Consider the following 20071-nt stretch of genomic DNA (forward strand, 5'->3'; position numbering starts at 1 on the left):
TAATACAAATTAAGCTTATCATATGGCTGTATTTAAGTAAAATATTATTTTATATCGGCTTATGTGATATACTCTGGACCAAAACGGCTTTTAAGTTCTTTTTTTCAATGGAAAAGAGCCGCTGTGCCATAGGTGATTACATTCCTATTTACAACGACCCTTTTATGAAAATCAAGTAAAGTCTTCTCCGTTTGCTTCAATTACGTCTTTAAACCAATCAAAGGAATCTTTTTTTACCCGTTCCATAGTTCCTTCCCCATGATCATCCAGGTCGACGTAAACAAATCCATAACGCTTACTCATTTGTCCTGTTGTGGCACTGACAAGGTCAATTGGTGCCCATGTCAAATAACCAAAACAATCTACCTGATCGATTTCAACTGCTTTTTTTAGCTGGGTAATGTGTTTTTTTAAATAATCAATGCGATATTCATCATGGATTTTTCTATCTTCCGTTAATTGGTCTACCGCACCGAGTCCATTCTCTGTAATGATAATAGGGATGCCATATTTACGGTAAGTATAATTTAGTAAATACCGAAGGCCCACAGGGTCAATGGTCCAGCCCCATTTGCTTGCTTTCAGATAAGGATTTTGCAAGCCGCCAAACAGGGCACTTTTTCCTTCTTCTGCCCCTTCATATTCGGCAACTGACGATGCGTAATAATTCATCCCTATGAAATCAATGGTTCCATCGTGAAAAGCCTGGCTATCTTCCTCGCTGACAGCAATTTCAATTCCTTGAGATTGGTATTCCTGGATTTTATAAACCGGAAACAGGCCGTTGCACATGGCGTCAATCTGATAAAAATCCCGGTCCATTTGTTTAAATGCATTCATCACATTGATAGGATTGCAATCGACAGGATAAACCGGTTCGATTCCAAACACGCATCCGATCTGGTTGAGCGGGTCTATGGTGTGGCCCAGCTTAACAGCTAAACAGCTTGCAAGTGTCATGTTGTAACCGATTGTCGCAAGGGTCTGCTTTTTATTCTCCAATTCAGAGTATTTTAATCCGGCAATAATATAGGTAAAGATATCACTTGCTTCTGTCTGTGGATCCAGATGGTTCATTTCATTAAAAGTGACCCAATATCTTACTTTTCCTTTCAATGCTTCAAACATTGTCCGACAGAATGTTAAATAACAATCAATAACCGTCCTATTCACCCAGGAACCGTAGGTCTTTACCAGATGAACAGGCATTTCAAAATGATACAACGTTACAATAGGCTCTATTCCATATTTTATTAATTCATCCACAACATTTTGATAGAAGCGGATTCCTTCCTGATTTGGGATTTCCTCATCTCCATTGGGATAAATCCTTGACCAGTCGATGGATAGCCGCAAGGCTTTAAATCCCATTTCCGCAAAAAGAGCAATATCCTCTTTGTATCGGTGATAAAAATCAATTCCCTGATGAGAAGGATAATGGGCAGATCCGGATAACTGTTTATGGATTTCCCTTGGTTTTCCATAGGCTCCCACTGTCACAAGATCCATGATCCCTAAACCTTTACGTCCCTCATCATAAGCACCTTCGCATTGGTGGGCGGCAATGCTGCCGCCCCATAAAAAATCATCCTTTATTCTCATAGTTATTTACTTTGCTCCTGTTCCAAGACAATATTCATAATCAGATCATCTATATGAACTTGTTTACTTCCTTCAGGAATTACATCTAAATAATCATTGGTATTTGTTATGATAACAATTACAGTGGGATCATAACCATCATCTACGATGCTTTCAAAGTCTACGGTCGCCAGCTTTTGTCCTCTTTTAACAACGTCTCCCTGATTAACCATTACCTCGAAATGTTTTCCTTCAAGTTTCACAGTATCAATGCCGATATGAATCAAAACTTCTTCGCCCTGGTCACCTTTAATTCCTATCGCATGTTTTGTAGGAAAAACGGCAGCAACTTCCCCGTCAACTGGTGCATAGATGGTATCCTTTTTCGGGATGATTCCCACCCCTTTCCCTAAAGCCCCAGTGGAGAATGCCTGATCCTTTACTTCTGTTAATTGTACTAATTGGCCTTCGGCGGCAGTTGATAAAGAAATTGTTCGAAAATTAGGGTTCTCGCCTGTTATTTCACTTGGACTTTCTTTTTCAGCACTATCATCTTCAGATGGCACGCCTAATATATAGGAAACAATCGCTGCTCCCACGAAACTAATAATAACTGCTGAGACCATCAGCCATAAATTTTTGAAATCTCCGGTACCAATGTAAGCTGGTAAGCCAAACAGGCCCCATGCGATGGAATAAGCCTTAACGCCTGTAATTCCTGCAAACAGTCCGCCTAAACCGCCGCCGATCATAACCGCTACAAACGGCCGGCGAAATTTAACAAAAACACCATAAATAGCAGGTTCCGTCACGCCTAAGATAGCAGACAGTGTCACAGTTCCGAACAGCTGTTTTTGCTTGCTGTTTTTTGTCCGTAAAAAGTACCCTAGCATCGCACCGCCAACAGCTATATCAGAGATCGTACAAGAAGAAATAAACGCAGGATCATAACCATTAGAAGCAATAAGGGAAGCGACAACCGGCATAATAAAATTACCTGCCCCCAGCATGATAATAAATGGCTGCAATGCAGAGTAAAGCATCATAACAAACCAGCTGCCCACGTATTTCATCAAAAGATTAAAGAACGCAATGATTCCTTCTCCCAGATAAAATCCTAAAGGTCCAAAGACCAACAAGGTTGCCGGAAGCATAACAATCATAATCAGCAAAGGCGTTAAAAAGTACTGTAAGGCAGTTGGAACTATCCTTTTTACAAATTTCGTTACATATCCCATAAACCAAACAGCTAATAAAATAGGTATAAAACTATTGGAGTACGTAATTTGAGGCAATGGAATGGTGAATAAGCTCAGTCCTTCTACTCCATTAATTGATCCGGATAAAATAGTTGCCGCTAAAGCCACTGCCAGGTAAGGGCTTACCCCTAATCTTTTGGCACAGCTCATTGCCATAAAAATAGGCAGGAAATAGAAAACGGCATTTCGTAATGCATCAAAAATTTGATATGTGGGACTCTCAGGTGAAATCAGTCCTGTAAGGGAAACAATGGATAAAAACGCAGCCAGTAATCCTGCACAAATAATTGGTTCCAATATCGGGTTCATCGATTCAGAAACAACATCCAAAGCAGCCTTCACAAAATTTTTATTTTTGCGTTTTTGGGAATCCTCTTCGCCAGTACTGATGCCTAGCATATCGATCAGTTCTTTGTATACGTCATTTACGTGAGTTCCCACTATAATCTGATAAGCAACATTGTTATCAACTACATCGATAACACCCTTTAAATTTTTAATTTCCTCTGTCTTAGCTTTCCTTTTATCTTTTAAAGTAAAACGTAAACGTGTCATACAGTGTACAACTGCCTGTATGTTGTTTTTGCCGCCGATTAAGTCAATAATCTGCTGGTTAAACTCTTGGTATTTCATGATTCATTTTCCTTTCTTTCCAAAATGCGATTAATGTGTATCATTAAATACGCATATTCATCTTGCGATAAATACTGATTAAACTTTTTCTTTACGTAAATATCAATTTTTTCTACTGCGGTATAAGCATAGGGGTAAATCTCCTTTACCTGCTGATATAAAATTGAATCACTTTGTCCATGATTTTTTTCTTTTCTTAAGCGTTCAATAAAATACTGAAGATGGGTTACTAACCGCATATAGTTCATTGAAGATTCATCAAAAGAGATGTTAAAATGATATTTAATAATGTTCAGAATATCCTGCAGCGTTTCCATATCTTTAATTTTTTCATCCAGAAGAGATTTTTCTTCCTGGATATTCACAAAGTGTAAGGCGATAGAAACGGCTTCATCATCAGGAAAATCAATTTGATAGCACTCCCTCATCATCTGCAGAGTATGGAGGCCGATTTTATAACAAACCGGATAAAACTTTTGAACCTCCCAGGATAAAGGACTTCGGATAAACTGATTTTTCTTTCCCCGTTTCCAGGCAAAAGTAATATGGTCGAGCAAGGCCAGATATAAATAATCATTCGCTTTTTGTTCCAATACTGTTTCACCATAATGAACCAGATCATTGATCAGTCCAATGGTTTTCTCATCGGTATTGGTGAGTAAATAGCTTAAATGCTCAAGGCGGTCTTTTGAATCTAATACATACGTCTTTTCAATTTCGGAATCTGTAATTTGTTGGCCAACTTTTTTTTTGAACGAAATTCCTGTTGAATAGACGATTGATTCATGGCCACCTTTTTCAACTATAGCAATGTTATTATTCAGGATCTTTTTTACCCGCACCGTGTACTCCTTTCAAGAAAAAAAACTCAGATTACATACCAATTAACCCAGTAAAAATGGGCTGATTAATATGGAATCTGAGTTCTGCCTGCTTATCAGTAACATAACTCAAGAAATAACTACTTTGTTATTCCTGATTTTTTCTTTCTTACACTACAGGTATAATATCACTAATTTATTCCTATGTCAACGCCTATTTTTTGTATAAATAGAGCAATTTATAACTCTACTGCTCCAGTTGCCACCTTCCTGGTAAATGCATCATCATGTTCCACAAGCAGCATGGTCGGCTGGAACTTAAGGATCAGATCCTCGATTTGGATCCTGGAATAAACATCAATGAAATTAAGCGGTTCATCCCAGATATACAGATGGGCCTGCTCACAAAGACTGCGGGCAATAAGAACCTTTTTCTTCTGTCCTTCACTATAAGATTCCATCGGTTTTTCCAGCTGCTCCCTGGAAAAGTCCAGCTTGCGCAGGAGTGCCTTGAACAGTGAATCTTCGATACCGTTTTCCCTGGAGTATTCCGTCAGGCTGCCTTTTAAAAATGAAGTATCCTGAGATACATAGGATATCTTAATACCGCTTGATAATTCCATGTGCCCTTCAAAGGAAATATTCTCTCCAGTAAGATCACTGCCAACCACCAGCTTCAATATGCTGGATTTTCCGCAGCCATTTTTCCCCTGCAAAGATATCCTCTGTTCCTGTTCCAGTGTGAAGCTGACGGGCTTACAGACAGGTCCTTCATAGTAAGGAACAACATCTTTTAATGAAAGAATTCTGGATGAACGGTATTTTAAAGGATAGAGCTTAAGATCTTCAGCCTCTTCTATATTTTTCAAAAGCCCTTTTTTATTCTCAATGGCATGGTTCTGCCTGTTTTCCAGATTCTTTCTGCGCATCTGCATCCGCCTGGACTTTTCGCCTACATAAGCCCGTGTGTCAATGGATTTTTCGCGGTTCATGGATTTTTTCCCGATCTTTGTGGACTCCACCTGGTCCGCCCATTCCCCTGACTGTCTTGCGGCTGCCTCCAGATGACGGATGTCCTTTTTTAACCGCTCATTTTCGGACCGTTCATACTGATCCTGCATTTGTTTATTTTCATACCAGGAGGTAAAATTGCCTCTCTGAACTTCAATACTTGTTTTGTTTATGGACAGGATATGGTCCACGGATGCATCCAGGAACTTCCGGTCATGAGACACCAGGATAAATCCCTTTTTGCTATTTAGATACTGACTTACCAGTTCTCTGGCCTCCCGGTCAAGGTGGTTGGTGGGTTCATCGATCAGCAGGAAGTGGCCTTCTCTTAAGAACAGGGCTGCTAAAAGAACCTTCGTCCTCTCTCCGTTTGAAAGTGTATAATAAGGCCGGTATAGCACATCCTCAGAAACCTTTAATTTAGACAGCTCTCTTTGAAGTTCCCAAAACGGATATTCCCCAAGAATGGAATTCAGAATTTCCAGAGTATCCAATTCTTCATCCGGCACAGGAAAAGGGAAATAGTCAAACATGACATTTGAAATAATAGTTCCTGTGTAGTTATAACGGTTCATCAATAAATTTAAAAAAGTGGTTTTTCCTCTCCCGTTTCTTCCTGTAAAGCCCAGTTTCCAATCCGTATCAATCTGAAAGGAAACGTGTTCGAAAACGGGATCTGGGCTTCCTTCATAGGTAAATGATAAATCAGTGACTTGTATTAATGACATAGAGATTCCTCCATTCAGGCAGAAAATAAAATTTCCGCACAAAAAAACGACTGCAAGAATCCTTTATCTCACAGCCGTTCGCATAAAATAAGCCCATAGGGCTAATAGTTTGCATGATCCATGTCATTTTATGACATAAATAGAGCTTGAGAATGAAATACTATTCTTGCAAAAACAGGCATGACAAAAAAAAGACAATGTCTCTTTTCCTTCTCGTCATGCAGTTACCTTAGCAAGAATTATTATTTCATCCTTTCACCTCATTTCGTTTCATATATCCGTAGCCTATCATAAATAGATAATATTGTCAAATAATCATCATCGGAATATGGGAGTTTTCCAAAGTATGTACGATTCCTCCCTAATTAGCCCGTCCCGTTATGGTAATTTCTACCCGGCGGTTTTTTGCCCTTCCATCTTCCGTATCATTGGAGGCAATGGGATTGTAATGAGAATTCCCCTCAATGGACATTTTAGACGGTTCCAATCCCATAACGGTCATCTGGTTTAAAACTGCTACTGCCCGGTTTACGGACAGCTGCCAGGAATCCGCCTCATTGGCCGCATCATAGTGGCCTAAATCCGCTGTATTGCCTGTAATCGTAATGTGGTTGATGTCGCCGTAAATGGCCTCAAGACTGCTGCTGATTTCCTGAATGACCGGCTTGCTGTCCGGAAGCAGGATTGCTGTATCCGGTTTGAACAGCATAGCATCTTTTAAATGTATGCTTACAGCGGAACCGCTGGAAGAAACATCGATCATGTTCCCCAGGTCACGCTCTGCAATATAAGCTTTCAAAGCCAGATAAACATTGTCCAGATTATCTGCAGAAACGGAAATATTGTCTCCTATGACAGAACTGTCTGCCTGGCCTGTATGGTTTAAAACCTTCTCCAGACCATGGGACATCTCTTTTAGCTTCATCGTATCAACCGAGCTCATGCCGTACAGGATGATAAACAAAGCCAAAAGCAATGTAATCATATCAGAATATGTAAGAAGCCAGCGCTCCGAATTGTCTTTTTCTCCTTCTGTTTCCAGGATTCTTCTGCGCATCCTTTGTTCCTCCCAATTTTAGTTTTCAATACCCTGTTTGTACCGTTTGGCTCCATCTGAAAAAGCCTGGAAATAAAGGGCGAGTTCATTTTCAATATTTCGGGAGGTATTACCGCTGGCAATCATGCATACTCCGTCCACGATCATTTCTTTTTGGATATGCTTTCTCTTAAGCTGTGTTTTTAATTTGTTCGCAATTGGCATGTAAATGAGATTGGCGAAACACACACCGTAAAGGGTTGCCACAAACGCAGTACCGATGGAACCTGCAAGCTCTGAAGGATCCTCAAATCCGGAAGCAAGTACCATGATCAGTCCCATAACGGTACCGATAACTCCCATGGTAGGAGAAAATCCCGCAGCGGCCTCAAATACACTTGCCTCAATGCTTTTTTGCTGAACATAGGCTCTGATATCAGATTCCAGGGTGTACTGGATGGATTCCGGTGTCTTCATTTCCTGTATAAGAACCAGGCCTTCCTTAAGAAGCAGATATTCCTCCTGATTCAGTTCCGGATCCCTGCTTATATTTTCCAGGCAAGTGACTCCTTCCGTCCGGTATCGGGTCGCGATCATTGATATCTTGGCAATCATTTTTTCCATACTGGCGGAATGGGGATGTTTAAAACTTCGAAACATGGCCCGCAAAGCCATTGCTATGTCATTGAGGGAATAAGATGCAATGACAGCGCCAAAGGTTCCTCCTACCACGATGATGAAAGGGCTTAAAAGGAACAGAGAGTATATGGCACCTTTTTCCAAAACAAAACCTGTTAAAAGAGCACCGACTCCGATTATGATACCAATAAGCAGTGAAAAATCCATAACTTTTCTCCTTTGTAACTAATATTTGTAACATCATAATTCTATCATATAATAATGAATTTCTGATGCTAAAAAAATGCTAATATTACAATGAGATTTAGTTATGGATTTTTGTATGATAATGCTGCAATGCCTTAGGATAGATGTATCTGGCTACTTTTCATTTTACCGCTCATTGATTAGTTTGATGAAATTCAGTGCCTCATCGGCCGGAACCATCTGGGCCGTAATTGCAACTCCCCGTTCCGACAGATACAGAAAATCTGCAATATCTTCTTCTGATACACTTACGGCTTTCTTTAACATTCGGGTGTTCTGCTTTCCTCCCATATTTCCCACATTTACCTGATCCATGTGGAAGCCCGCATCATAAAGCCTGCATATGGTTTTTGGGCTTTTGGCAACCAGGAAGACCCTTTCCCCTTCGTATTTTTCAGCGCACAGATTCGCAGCAGCCTTTTCTACGGTAAGAATTGAAAGCTTGCACTGCTTCGGACATGCCAGCTTGAGAGCCTCCTTATTGATTGTATCCTTTACAACCTGATCATCAACCACCATAATCCTGGTTGCTCCTGTAACCTGGCTCCAGACAGTAGCTACCTGTCCATGAATCAGACGGTCATCAATCCGGACATTTACAATCTCCATCATTAAATAGTCCCCTTTCCTTATTCTTTTACAGTTATAAACACAGGTGAGGTCCAGGCGGCATCTCCATTTTTCTGCCAGATGCGAAGCCGTAAATTTCCGCTTTGCTCCATCCGGATCTTTCTTTTCCCGGTGAGTTTATAGGAGCTTTCAGGATATGCCTTGCCAATGCGGATTTTATAGGCATTGTGCCACCATGGATCATTCCGGTAATGTGTAATCTCACCCCAGTTTTCCTTTGTCAGGCAGTTCACTTCATCCCAAAGTGCCATAACCTGGGAGCTGTTAAGTAATTCCCTCACTGGAAGGAGATATTCCTTTCCATTGACGAGCAGGCGCAGAACGCTGTCCACATCCGCTTCCACTTCAAAAATAAAGCCCTCTGTTGCAGCCTTTTCCGACCCCATCCATTTACCGGAAGCCGGAGACTGATATGTAGTCATGGTAAAACTGCAGCTCTTGTCATCATCCTGAATAATTTCCTGACCATAGTGATTCCAGCACGGTTGGGCAGAAAGCAGTTTTCCGTCCGTTTCCAGGCGTCCTTCCCAGTCTTTCCTTAGGTGGTTATGGTAGACCCTGGTATCCGGTCCCCAGCCAAGCTCCAGACGGAATTTGAACCGGATCAATCCAACCTGCTCCTCCCGTTCCCATGTGCCTGAATGCACAACCATTTCCTCTAAGACATTATCTCTTAAAATCTCCACCCTGTCTACCGCTCCGGTCCCTTTTATCTGAAATTCTAATTCAACTTCTTTGCCTGCTTCAATTTCAGATCCCATTGGTGCTGAGTTCACATAATAGTCAACTTCTATCCTGCTCCGGGATACCCCGTAGGTTCTCCGCTTTGTCAGTCCTTCCCAGATGGATTCCTTTGTACCTTCCTCTGCAAGCACACACATGCTTCCATTTTCAAAAACACCGGGAATACTATGGTTATCACCTGCAGCAATGATGCCGATTTTATACCCTCGTTCAAGGCCTTTCTCATAGGTCGTCTCTCCTGTCCGCGGCCCCATATGGACATGGCGGTCCATAGACAGAGGCCCATCGTCATTTTCACTGGAGCCATGGCTGGAGTAAATTTCTGCGATAGGAGAAAACATTTCGTTATGGGAGTCCCAATTCTTACCTCTGGAGCCAGGCTGGTATGCCAGATGGTGAGGGATTCCAATGACCTCCTGCCCCTCATAGGCGGCGGCCAGGTCCTGGTAGCGCATCGGATGCTCCTGCTTTCCGTTATTGTGAAGGAAAAACACATTATGATCTCCATCCAGACCGGCTCCCTGCCATTCATAACCCATGAACATTGGATATCCCTGTCTGTTGGCTTCCTCGGTAAAGCTTCTTAACAATTCCCAGTCCCTGGCAACTTCTTCATCATCGTACCGGTCTTCGACCCCAAGCCCTGACGGTGTGGGCCGCATGTAAAACGGATAATAAGCCACAGGCCAGAAATCCATCTGTTTTTTTATATGTTCATACCACACCGGGAGCTCATTCATTTGCTCATGGTGAATATTACTATGCATATCTGTCCAAAACTTATTGTATTTCATGGAGTCCTCCCAACTATTCTCTTGGATTTATGAGTGTGTTTTTATCTATTTTCATGGTTGCCCACTCTTCCGGCTCTTTCACCTGCCCCCATGCTTTTAATCTCCGCTGCCCATCTCTGGCTTCCCTCTCCCGGTCAGTTAGATACTGAACCTTAAGTTTACTCAGGAAGCCGCCGCTTTCTTCTATCTGTATTATAAGCTTTTTTAATAAGCCCTCCCTCGTCATTGACAGATCATGTTCTTCATCGGGATCTTCCTGTAAGTCATATAGACATATGGTTTCATTTCCGGACTTAACTAGTTTGTATTGTCCCAGAACCACTGCTTCTATGAACTGCGGGCTGTCATCACTTCCCACCATCTGCTGAATTCTAACGAGTCTGGATTTTTCACTCCGGGAACCACTGAAATCAAGCCTCTTTCCCTGATGCCAGGAGTAATTTTCATTCCTTCCAGTTTCTTCCAAAAGTGTGCGGGATACATCCAAAAGCCCTGCAGGCTCTTTTGAAATACCCGGAGCTATCCCTGTGCCTGCTGCCAGAAGAGGTATACGGACCGCAGCTTCATACATGGTCTGCTTTCCGAACAGTTTCCGTTTTCCAAGCTGTTCCCCGTGATCAGAGGTGTAGAGAAATAGATATTCCCGTCCGGCTTCGACCGTCTTGATTTTATTATATAATTCCCCTACATACCGGTCTAACTGTTCCACCAGACCGCAATAAGCGGCCTTGCAGTTTCTCATATGCTCTGGTGCACATTCCTGCTGGAATTCATGATAAGCAGAAGAAGAAGGGATCCTTGCCTCTTTCTCACATTCCTCTATAGTAAAGCGGCTTTGGTACTTAAGGTAATCCTCATTTCTGCAGGTAAAAGGAAAATGAGGGCCATAGAATCCAATCACCAGAAACAGCGGTCTTCTATTTTTCTTCTTTTCCCAATCCTCAAGAAAATCCATGGCTGAGCGGAAAACCATTTCGTCAAAAAGCATAACCGGGGAAATCCCCCCTCCGACTGCATCCAGGCAGTTTTTCCTGTTCGTGGTTCCGGCATACATACCAAAATCCAGGCGCTTTTTTCCTCCGGTTCCCCAGAATTGAGAGGTAATATCTCCGCAATACCGTTCATCAAAACCATGCTTCTGGTCTTCCCCTTTAAAATGCATCCGGCCGGCCAGAACGGTCTGATATCCCAGACGTCCCATCTCATGGGCAATGGTGGGCACATCTCCGCCAAGAGCGGCATCATTATTAAAAATACCCAGTTGTGAGGGTAATTTTCCAGTTAGAAATGACATGCGCGAGGGAACACAAAGAGGCGAATTGCAATAGCAGCGTTCAAACAGCAGACCTTCCTCTGCAATCTTTTTAAGACCCGGCGTATCAATCCGTTCCTCTGCAAATCCTGTGTAATCCCAGCCATGCTGGTCTGACATTATTAAAACCATATCCTTCATAAGAAAATCTCCTCTGGTCCGGCCGTTTCTGGTCATCCTGCATTTACATGATTCCTAAAAATACCATAACAGCCGTAAATGCAACGATGCCGAGAATAATCTTTGTGGCAGACCACTTCTTCTTATCCATCAGATACCACACTGCCAGAGTAAGCAAAAGGGGAAGTATCCCAGGCATTATCTTATCAAAAATCTGTTCCTGTAAAGAAAGAGACATTTCACCGCTGACAAACTGGTAAACCACATTTGCTTTTACAGTTGTTGCAGCAACTCCGCCTATTACGATCAAACCCATCATAGTGAGTCCGGTAGTAATTTTATCTGCAAGGGAACGGTTGGTGAAAAACAGGTTTGCCGCACCGATTCCCATATCATATCCTTTATGGAACAGATACCACTGCAGGCCAACCACACTGGTAAGCCATACCGCACAAAAGAACAGGGGACCAACGGGATTTCCATCACTAATGCACATGCTCATGGCAATACTTAACAGAATCGGACTGTAGGTACCGATTAACATAGAGTCTCCAATTCCGGCAAAAGGCCCCATAAGCGCATTTTTGGTATTAACAATCAGCTCTTCGCTGACATCTTCCCCCATAGCACGGGCTTCCTCCATGGCAATGGTAATGCCGGGAATCAGGGCACCAAGCTGAGGCTCTGTGTTAAAAAACTGCATATGTCGCTGAAGGGATTTTTTGTACTCACCGGAATCATTTTTATAGAGTTTCTTTAAAATCGGTTCCAGCACATGACAAAAGGCAAGTCCCATCATACGTTCAAAATTCTGGGTTGCCTGTATAAAGAAAATATAAGACCAGGCAGCCTTGTTAATATCCTTTTTGTTAAGTAATGAGTTTTCTCTTTTATTCTTCATAACAGCCATCCTCCTCTGTGCTTTGTACCGGAGCCGGTACGGCCGCTTGTGTTCCGCCCTGGGCCATAACAAAGATAAATGCAATTGCAGTTGCAAATACAGCCAGCGCAGTAACAGACATATTGGTAGAGCCGATCAGGATCCAGCCCATCAGGAACAATACAAGCATCCATTTCTTTGAAAGGGACTGCTTAAGCAGCATGGCAAATCCAATGGCCGGGAGCATCTTTCCGGCTACCTCAAAAAAGTGCAGGATTCCCTGTGGCATACTGGTGATCAGGAATTCTGCCAGGGGCGTTCCAAGATAACAGATCAGCATGGCAGAGCCGGCCCGGAGAATAAAGCTTGGAGCGGCTGCCAGATAAGTAGCTCGGTGAATTCCGGCCCCATCTCCTTTTTCTGCGGCGAGATCTCCCATATGAGGAAAATATGCATTGATCGTCATAATAAAATTAAATAGCCCAAGTCCCAGCATGCTGAGAGGAACCGATAAGGCCACTGCCTGTTCTCCGGTACCTCCGGCTGCCAGTGCCAACGGTATCCCAATATAGGCTGCCCAGTTCACATCCGCCGGCATCGCACCTCCGGGCGTGATCTGTCCGATAAATAATGCCTGAACCATAGCGCCTGCAATGACGCCCCCTCTTACATCCCCTAAGATCACGCCAACAATCAAGCCGGCTACAAGAGGACGCCCAATCATATTCCACCCTCCGGTTACCCCAAAAAACCATGGTGTACGCTTACTTCCAAGATAGGCAAATATTCCAATCAGTAAAGCTTGTAAAAAAGTCATACCTTATTCCTCCATTTATTATTCTTCGTAATCCCCTTCCGCGACAGCAGATTCTTCAAACTGTACCATTGCATTTTTACCCGCTGTCAAGCTCTCTGCGGCAATTTCAGAAACACTTTCCATGGAGCCTCTTGCCATATACCCTTCCAGTACTGCCGGAAGGTTTGCTCCGCCGATTACCGCTATTTTGCCAGGCCGTTCCATTTTCAAACGAACGGAGACGTTAAACGGGGATCCACCGGTCAAATCCGCATAAATCAAAATTCCGGTGCACTGGGAAAGTCTTTTGGCCGCTTCTGCTAATTTTCCGGTTAGAATCTCCAGAGAATCATCCTCCAGGAAATCCACCGGTTCATAATTCTCCGGCTCTCCAGCCAGCAGTTTCAGTCCGCTTGTGATTCCTGTGGCATAACTGCCATGGCCGGTTACAATCATACCTATCATCCTTTTCCTCCTTTCATTTTCCAAAACTGACATAATCTTCTGGATTTTTTGAACTTGCGGTCTTACACTCCTTCCTGTTTATTTTCCATTCTGGTTTTATTATAATTTCCCCTTTCAGAATCGGATCTCCTGTCTCTTCCTGATAAACCAGTAATCTCTGGCTCATTTCTTTCAAAACCGAAGCGTAATCCCCGTTATGTGCCAGATTATTGCGTTCTCCCGGGTCATAAAGAAGATCGTAAAGAGCTTCTTCGTACTTTGTCTGGCCTTCCAGATCCTGCTTCAGAAAATAATCTTTTGTCAGAGATTCATCGATGTTTGACTGGTTAATCTTCAAATAGGTTGTATCATAATAGCGGATATATTTGTAACGCTTCGTGCGTACACAACGTACCGGCTCATAGGAAGTGTGGAAATTGATTTCGGCAAAGACATCGGATCTGATTTCCTCTTTTTCCCCTGTCAGCAGAGGAACCAGTGATTTTCCTTCCAGGTATTCCGGTTTCTCCAGTTCAAGGAGCTCACAAAGCGTAGGAAATACATCCATATGGGAAACCAGACTGTCCGCAACGGTTCCATTCGCCAAAGCTCCCGGTGAACGTATCATCAGATTCACACCGATCCCGCTGTCAAACAAAGTACATTTTGAAAAGGGATTTGGCAAACCGTGATCTGTTGTAAAGAGTATAATGGTATTTTCCCACAACCCCTCTTCTTTTAAGCAGGTAATCACCTGGCCAAAACAGGCATCTGCGCATTTGACGCTCATCAGGTAACCGGCAAAATCGTTACGGGTTTCCCTGGTGTCCGGAATCGGATAAGGGGGAAGGGCATATTCAGGGTCAATATCTTCATCAATCTTATCAGGAAACCGTCGATGGGTTGCGTACATTCCGTAAGAAAGGAAAAAGGGTTGTTCTTTGTTATAATTTTTCAGCCACCGGCAGACCTTACTTGCATTTTCCTTATCCCAGTCCACCAGCTCTTCCTGAGAATATCCGGAATTATCTGTGGTCAGTTCATCCTGATAGCCAATCTCTGCCGCTCCCAGTTTCCGGTCCAGATACCAGCCTGCTTCATGCTGGATTCCGCAAAGTGCGGTATAGTAGCCATTCCCGTTCAGATAATGAACCAGATGTTTGCTGTAATCCATGGTAAAGCCTCTCTGGGCCAGACCTAACATGCCATTCTGATGCGGATACGTACTTGTCAGCATTGCTGCCCGGCTGGGGGAACAAGTTGGACCTGCACAGTACGCATTCCGAAACACGGCTGCTGTCCTGGAAAAGGATTCCATATTCGGCGTGGGAACCTTATAACCATAGGGACTTAATATCCGCCCGGAATCATGGGTATGAATATACAATACATTTTTCACTAATTGTACCTCCTGCTGTTAAAATGTATTTATTTCCGTTTAATATGTATTATCATTTCTGTACATAATATACTACAACTACATGTCAATGTCAATACATTTAATTTAATTGTATTATCATGGATTATGCAGAATCCATGATTAATATGCTGCGTTGTTTACATATTAATTCAAATATGTATTGTCATTTATTTCAAAGTATAATACAATTAAAGAACTGGATTTATAAGAAAATGAGGTGATAATTATGGCAGAAAAAAGAATTGCACAATATAAACAGATTGAAAATGACTTGCTTCAGAAAATAAATTTAGGTTATTACAAGAAAGACGATCTTATACCCACAGAGCTGGAGCTTTCTAACACCTATCATGTATCAAGGGTGACCGTCAGAAAAGCCACAGATAATCTGGTTGCAAAGGGTCTTTTGACAAGAGTTGCCGGAGTAGGTACATTTGTGTGCCACCCTTCTGTTACATTAAACCCCAGTTCTATCCAGGGATTTTCAGAAGTAATGTGTGAACAGGGGATTTCCGTCCGGACAGAAGTTCCCACCTTTATGATTCAGAAAGCACCTTCAAATATTGCTTCCATCTTAAAGATTGAGACAGGGGAACCTATTTATTTTATCGAAAGAATCCGGTATGCAAACGATGAAATTTTTCAGTTTGAAACAACCTATATGTCCAGCCGGTTATATCCCGATATCTCTATGCAGGTACTTCAGCAGTCCAAATATCAGTACTTTGAAAAGATAAAGGGAATGAAAATCGCATACAGCGACCATACGGTAACCCCCCTTCATCCTTCAAAAAGTATTGCAGACATGTTTGGAATTTCTTTGGATACTCCTATACTGAGAGTTGCCAATACTACTTATCTGACCAATAATCAGATCATGGATTATACAGAATTAACGCTTAACTCACCGAAATACCAGTTGACTTATGTCAAAAGCTGATATCCGGCTTATTCATAAGAGGGAAGGATTCGCGAACGATAACTTTAAGTTTAAGAGCCAGTCTGGATGGTAGAACACCATATCAGCTGGCTCTTGAATCTTTTATACAGTCACTCTGCTTTAAGTAGGAATACCAGAGACGTATATTTTTTCTTATATAGCAGGTTTACCCTCCCCTGTGATCTTGACCGTATATTCGAAACAACAGTCATCCTCACACCACATCTTGAAATTTGTTCCCCATTTATTATTATATAAATTATAAGAGAATCCCTTCTTTATATCCGGAAGATTCTGGTAATCACCGTACATCCATTTGCCACCCACGCTGACGAGAGGGGAATGGTGGTTTATAACCACGATTTTTCCGTCTGCACCGTGATAGGAGAGTTCCTCCACACAATGCTGTCTTCTGTTACCTCCCCGCACTATTTCAACCGGAGAAATAAGATCTCCCATCTTCTTCAGCCTCCAGCAGTATGGATTTTCTACATCAAAGCAAACATCAAACCAAAGTGCTTCCGGCATGCGGTTGGCATCCTTCCCGGACCAGCAGAGCCTTACGTCAATATCTCTCCCAAAGGTATAGGTAATAACAGCTTGCTTCGGGCAGCCATATTTTGTATTCGCCTCTTCATTGCCTTTTAGCATAATGTGAATTTCATTACCATCTGCTCTTATTTTCTTTGCACCAAATACGTAATTCCGGTTCTCTAAAACCTCTACGAACTCAAGGCCCGGCTTAGAGAAATCTCCTTCCGACCAGCACTGATTTTGACGGAAGGCCCGGTTATAGCTGTAATAATTCTCCACACAGTTCCTGGCATTATAAGTTTCATAGGATAGCCTTCCAAAAACCCCATCCGTAATCCACTTCTTTTCACCTTTCTTCAAATACACCATAGTACCGCTGCCATCAAATGATACAGTCCATTCTCCTATAACCACCCGCTCATAAGGATATATTGTTCTTCCGTCCTCTCTCTCCGCCATATCACTGCAGTTAACAGTCAGACGGTCAAGTTCCTTTTTTGCCTCTTCCTTCAGTTCACCCGGAAGGGTATCGACAGCCTTCCAAATGTATTCCATCTGCTCCGCATGGGAACTTTCATATATTTCATAGGATCCATCGAATTTCCCGCCGCGGTACTTATGGAAATCCTCCTGTAAGACCTTTAACATACCGGCATTGCGGTTTGTTAGGAAATCCAGTGTTGTCACATCCGCTTTTCTGGCCGCCTGGAAACTAGTTTTTTCCCAATTTGTAAAATCAGCCAGGTATTTTTTATAGTCTAGTCCCCACGTATGCTCTGCCACCAGAAGCAGGTTTTCCATGAAGTTTCCATAAAAACTGTCTCCCCGGCATAGTCTTCCTTCCCTTTCCATACGGTCCTTCCATTCTATCAGTCCGCGATAACGAGTAATCTTAAGCGGATCGGAGGCAATGCCATGAATCCAGGTATCCCCTATTTCTTCTACTACCACGGGAAGGTGGTCTTTATATTGAAGCAAGCTCTCTGCGTACTTGTCCATGGTAGAAGCTTCGATTTTAGCCTGAGGATAAATGGTCTGTATCCGGTCCATCTCAGCCTCTACCGCTTCCACCGACTGAGGTCCTAAGTTATCACCGGTATGGGCGAATTCCAGTACCTCATCCATTCCTTCCACGTAACAAGGCGCACCGTATTCGATAGAGTACTGGATGATAATCTCCTTATCTCCCGATTTCCAGCGGTAGGTCAAGGGGACTTGAGGGACCATTGAAGAAGGATTGACACCGATGTGCATGTAAACCTTGCCGTGATCCGTCATAGGACCGATGATGGCTTTCGTATGGCCTGGAACATCTGTCATCTTGGCTGAAATGGTATTCTTTCCGAACCGCTTATCCAACTTGTCGGAAAGGCTTAAATCGTATTCAAAAAGTTCTTTATCCAATAATTCCGTATGTGTAGTGCAAGCCAGTCCATGCCAGCAGATATCTCCCCGGCGAATTGACGCTTCAAGCCGTTTGCAGGCCTCCTCTCCAGCATGTCTGAAATAGTAATCTATGAGATAGGAACCGACAGTCCAGATAAACCGTTTTTCTTTTTCCTTATTTATCTGTATGGCTAAGTTAATGGCAAGCGGAATATAATGATTCACATATTTGTTCAGAACATTCTGCCCTAAATCAGTGAATCCGATGTCGAGATGGGTCTTAAATACCACGTGTACCTTTTTAATCGCTGATTTATCCATATGCTTTATTTCCTCCATTATTTTCGGATTGCTGCAATTATCATCATGCACATACCATTACCAGGTAAGATCCGGTATTCTCCTACGCTTGCAGGTACGATGACTGTTTCCGCATAGTGGATCTCAAAGGGTTGAAAGGTTCCGTCTACACTTACGATACTGGCAGATTCTCCCTCTACCAGGTTCATCATTTGAACGGAATCCTCCATCTTAACGGAAACCGGTTCCGTGAATGTATAACGGAAGGTATTGATGAATTCCTGGTTATGAAGTCCGGTCCGTTCCAATTTCATACCCTCCCTTTCTTCCAGAATCTGATCCTGATGAACGATTTCGTTATAGATCCAGTCTGTGTCCCGTTCCCATTGAATATTCTTTAGCCCGTGATCCACATGAGTGGGACGGGGGATCCCATCCAAACCGACTCTTCCCCAATCCCACAACTTAAATGTAAAGATGTAGGGAGTGGCACTGATCTCAAGTACCATGGTATTTTTACCGGAGCAATGGATGGTTCCCGCCGGGATCAATATATGGTCATGTTTCTTCACCGGTATTTCATTTATATATGTTTCGGCAGGAAACTGGATTTTACCAATCTCAGCTTCACGCAAATCCCGTGCCATAGCATCTTTGTCCACACCCTTTTTTACACCTAAGTAAACATATGTATCCTCGTCTTCATCTGTATCCAGCAAGTAATAACTTTCATCCTGAGTGTAATGCATTCCGAAAGCGTCCTGAATATATTCCGTCATGGGATGAACCTGAAGGGATAAATTCCCCCCTCCCATGGTATCCAAAAGATCAAAACGGATAGGAAATTCTGTGCCGAAACGGCCATACACCCGCTCTCCTAAAAGATCCTTGGGGCAGTAGAAAACGAGATCAATGGCAGGGAGTTTTACCTTCACTTCTCCAAAGACCAGATTTATGGCATTTTCTTCCGGTACTCCATCAAAGCTCCACGCGAAATTTTCTTTCTCTTTATCGAGATTGAAGTGCTCCTTCATCCAGTGACCGCCCCAAACCCCCGGATCAAAGTAAGGTTCTAAACGGAAGGGGCGTCTGCTTAGTTCCTTCAGGCCTGCCCGGAATGCCTCACCCGTGATCAGCTTTGGATTTCCCTTTTCTTCCGTTTCCAGTATGTAATCAAAGCTTTCAAACCGTTCCTTCTTATACCGGTCGGCTAGTCTCCACTCGATGAAAAACCCTCTTTTATACTTTTCCAGATTCGGTGCATCGTAATTGGTACAGTGCCAGTTAGGCATACCTTCACGGTAGCGAAGCTGAACCTCCCATCGAGTGATATCACAGTAAACCGTGATATCACATTCCCTTAAAAGCCCTGCCCCAACGCCTGCAATCACCACAAGCCCATTTTTTTGTATGGAAAGCTGCTGCCTGGCTGCTGCCATTTTTTCCAAATCGAAAAAGTCCTCCAGCCGCTTATGGCACATGATTCCAAACACCCGGTCGTCCGTAATAAAATCACGAAATTCCCGGTTTAATACTTCCTCACTTTTTGCTAGTTCTTCCATATCAATGAGAATATCCGGCTTTAATTTCCTTGCCAAAGCAAGGATTTCTTCCTTATTCACACCCGGATAGAAGTCAAAACATACCACGGCAGATTCCTTTTCCCCGATATTCTGTTTCAATTTAGATATCACCGAATCGTAATCTCCCCATGCATGGTCATTGTACCCATTAATTTCAGTATACGGTTGTAGTTCATAATTGTTATATTTGTTTTTAAATATCATATTTGCCTCCTAATGAAACAAGCGAATATG

Annotated in this window: 16 protein-coding genes; 1 reads left to right on the top strand and 15 read right to left on the bottom strand. The window is 42.8% G+C overall.

Annotated elements, in window-relative coordinates; all coding sequences use genetic code 11:
- Positions 1-171: 171 nt before the first annotated feature.
- The 13 genes from BMX69_RS07870 to BMX69_RS07930 form a co-directional block, all read right to left on the bottom strand.
- A complete protein-coding gene (locus BMX69_RS07870) occupies positions 172-1602 on the bottom strand; it encodes a family 1 glycosylhydrolase (protein ID WP_100042057.1) in 1431 nt (476 codons plus the stop codon).
- Positions 1603-1604: 2 nt separating this feature from the next.
- Positions 1605-3473: a PTS beta-glucoside transporter subunit IIBCA gene (locus tag BMX69_RS07875; RefSeq protein ID WP_100042058.1), complete on the bottom strand. Its 1869-nt coding sequence runs from the start codon at positions 3471-3473 to the stop codon at positions 1605-1607.
- Positions 3470-4315, bottom strand: a complete 846-nt coding sequence (locus BMX69_RS07880) for a PRD domain-containing protein (protein WP_100042059.1) — start codon at positions 4313-4315, stop codon at positions 3470-3472. Before BMX69_RS07880 ends, BMX69_RS07875 begins: the two co-directional genes overlap by 4 nt.
- Positions 4316-4533: 218 nt before the next feature.
- A complete protein-coding gene (gene abc-f, locus BMX69_RS07885) occupies positions 4534-6033 on the bottom strand; it encodes a ribosomal protection-like ABC-F family protein (RefSeq protein WP_100042060.1) in 1500 nt (499 codons plus the stop codon).
- A gap of 361 nt (positions 6034-6394) precedes the next feature.
- Positions 6395-7090: an OmpA/MotB family protein gene (locus BMX69_RS07890; RefSeq protein ID WP_100042061.1), complete on the bottom strand. Its 696-nt coding sequence runs from the start codon at positions 7088-7090 to the stop codon at positions 6395-6397.
- 18 nt (positions 7091-7108) lie between these two features.
- Positions 7109-7915, bottom strand: a complete 807-nt coding sequence (locus BMX69_RS07895; protein ID WP_025233165.1) for a motility protein A — start codon at positions 7913-7915, stop codon at positions 7109-7111.
- Positions 7916-8080: 165 nt separating this feature from the next.
- The gene (locus BMX69_RS07900) at positions 8081-8566 is read right to left on the bottom strand and encodes a PTS sugar transporter subunit IIB (protein ID WP_242941382.1); all 486 of its coding nucleotides are present in this window, start codon (positions 8564-8566) and stop codon (positions 8081-8083) included.
- A 17-nt stretch (positions 8567-8583) separates the two neighbouring features.
- Entirely contained in the window at positions 8584-10122 is a 1539-nt protein-coding gene (locus tag BMX69_RS07905) for a PHP domain-containing protein (protein ID WP_174715208.1), read from the bottom strand.
- 13 nt (positions 10123-10135) lie between these two features.
- Positions 10136-11575 (bottom strand): sulfatase-like hydrolase/transferase, encoded by a 1440-nt coding sequence (locus tag BMX69_RS07910; RefSeq protein ID WP_157724400.1) that lies wholly within the window; start codon positions 11573-11575, stop codon positions 10136-10138.
- Positions 11576-11618: 43 nt separating this feature from the next.
- Positions 11619-12455, bottom strand: a complete 837-nt coding sequence (locus tag BMX69_RS07915; protein WP_092249950.1) for a PTS system mannose/fructose/sorbose family transporter subunit IID — start codon at positions 12453-12455, stop codon at positions 11619-11621.
- Complete coding sequence (locus BMX69_RS07920) at positions 12445-13251, bottom strand: PTS mannose/fructose/sorbose/N-acetylgalactosamine transporter subunit IIC (protein WP_100042063.1); 807 nt, start codon at positions 13249-13251, stop codon at positions 12445-12447. Before BMX69_RS07920 ends, BMX69_RS07915 begins: the two co-directional genes overlap by 11 nt.
- Positions 13252-13269: 18 nt before the next feature.
- The gene (locus BMX69_RS07925) at positions 13270-13695 is read right to left on the bottom strand and encodes a PTS sugar transporter subunit IIA (protein WP_054790726.1); all 426 of its coding nucleotides are present in this window, start codon (positions 13693-13695) and stop codon (positions 13270-13272) included.
- Positions 13696-13708: 13 nt separating this feature from the next.
- Positions 13709-15073: a sulfatase family protein gene (locus BMX69_RS07930; protein WP_054790725.1), complete on the bottom strand. Its 1365-nt coding sequence runs from the start codon at positions 15071-15073 to the stop codon at positions 13709-13711.
- A 247-nt stretch (positions 15074-15320) separates the two neighbouring features.
- Between BMX69_RS07930 and BMX69_RS07935 the strand changes: the two genes are divergently transcribed.
- Positions 15321-16034 carry a GntR family transcriptional regulator gene (locus tag BMX69_RS07935; protein ID WP_054790724.1) on the top strand — a complete coding sequence of 238 codons (714 nt, stop codon included), beginning with the start codon at positions 15321-15323 and terminating at the stop codon, positions 16032-16034.
- 153 nt (positions 16035-16187) lie between these two features.
- Here BMX69_RS07935 and BMX69_RS07940 read toward each other — a convergent pair whose 3' ends face one another.
- Both BMX69_RS07940 and BMX69_RS07945 read right to left on the bottom strand, forming a co-directional pair.
- Positions 16188-18275: a DUF5054 domain-containing protein gene (locus BMX69_RS07940; protein WP_100043795.1), complete on the bottom strand. Its 2088-nt coding sequence runs from the start codon at positions 18273-18275 to the stop codon at positions 16188-16190.
- A 17-nt stretch (positions 18276-18292) separates the two neighbouring features.
- On the bottom strand, positions 18293-20041 hold the full coding sequence (locus BMX69_RS07945) for a class I mannose-6-phosphate isomerase (RefSeq protein WP_100042064.1): 1749 nt from the start codon (positions 20039-20041) through the stop codon (positions 18293-18295).
- Between the last annotated feature and the right edge of the window lie 30 nt (positions 20042-20071).

Source organism: Lacrimispora sphenoides JCM 1415, from assembly GCF_900105615.1.
GTDB classification, from domain to species: domain Bacteria; phylum Bacillota; class Clostridia; order Lachnospirales; family Lachnospiraceae; genus Lacrimispora; species Lacrimispora sphenoides.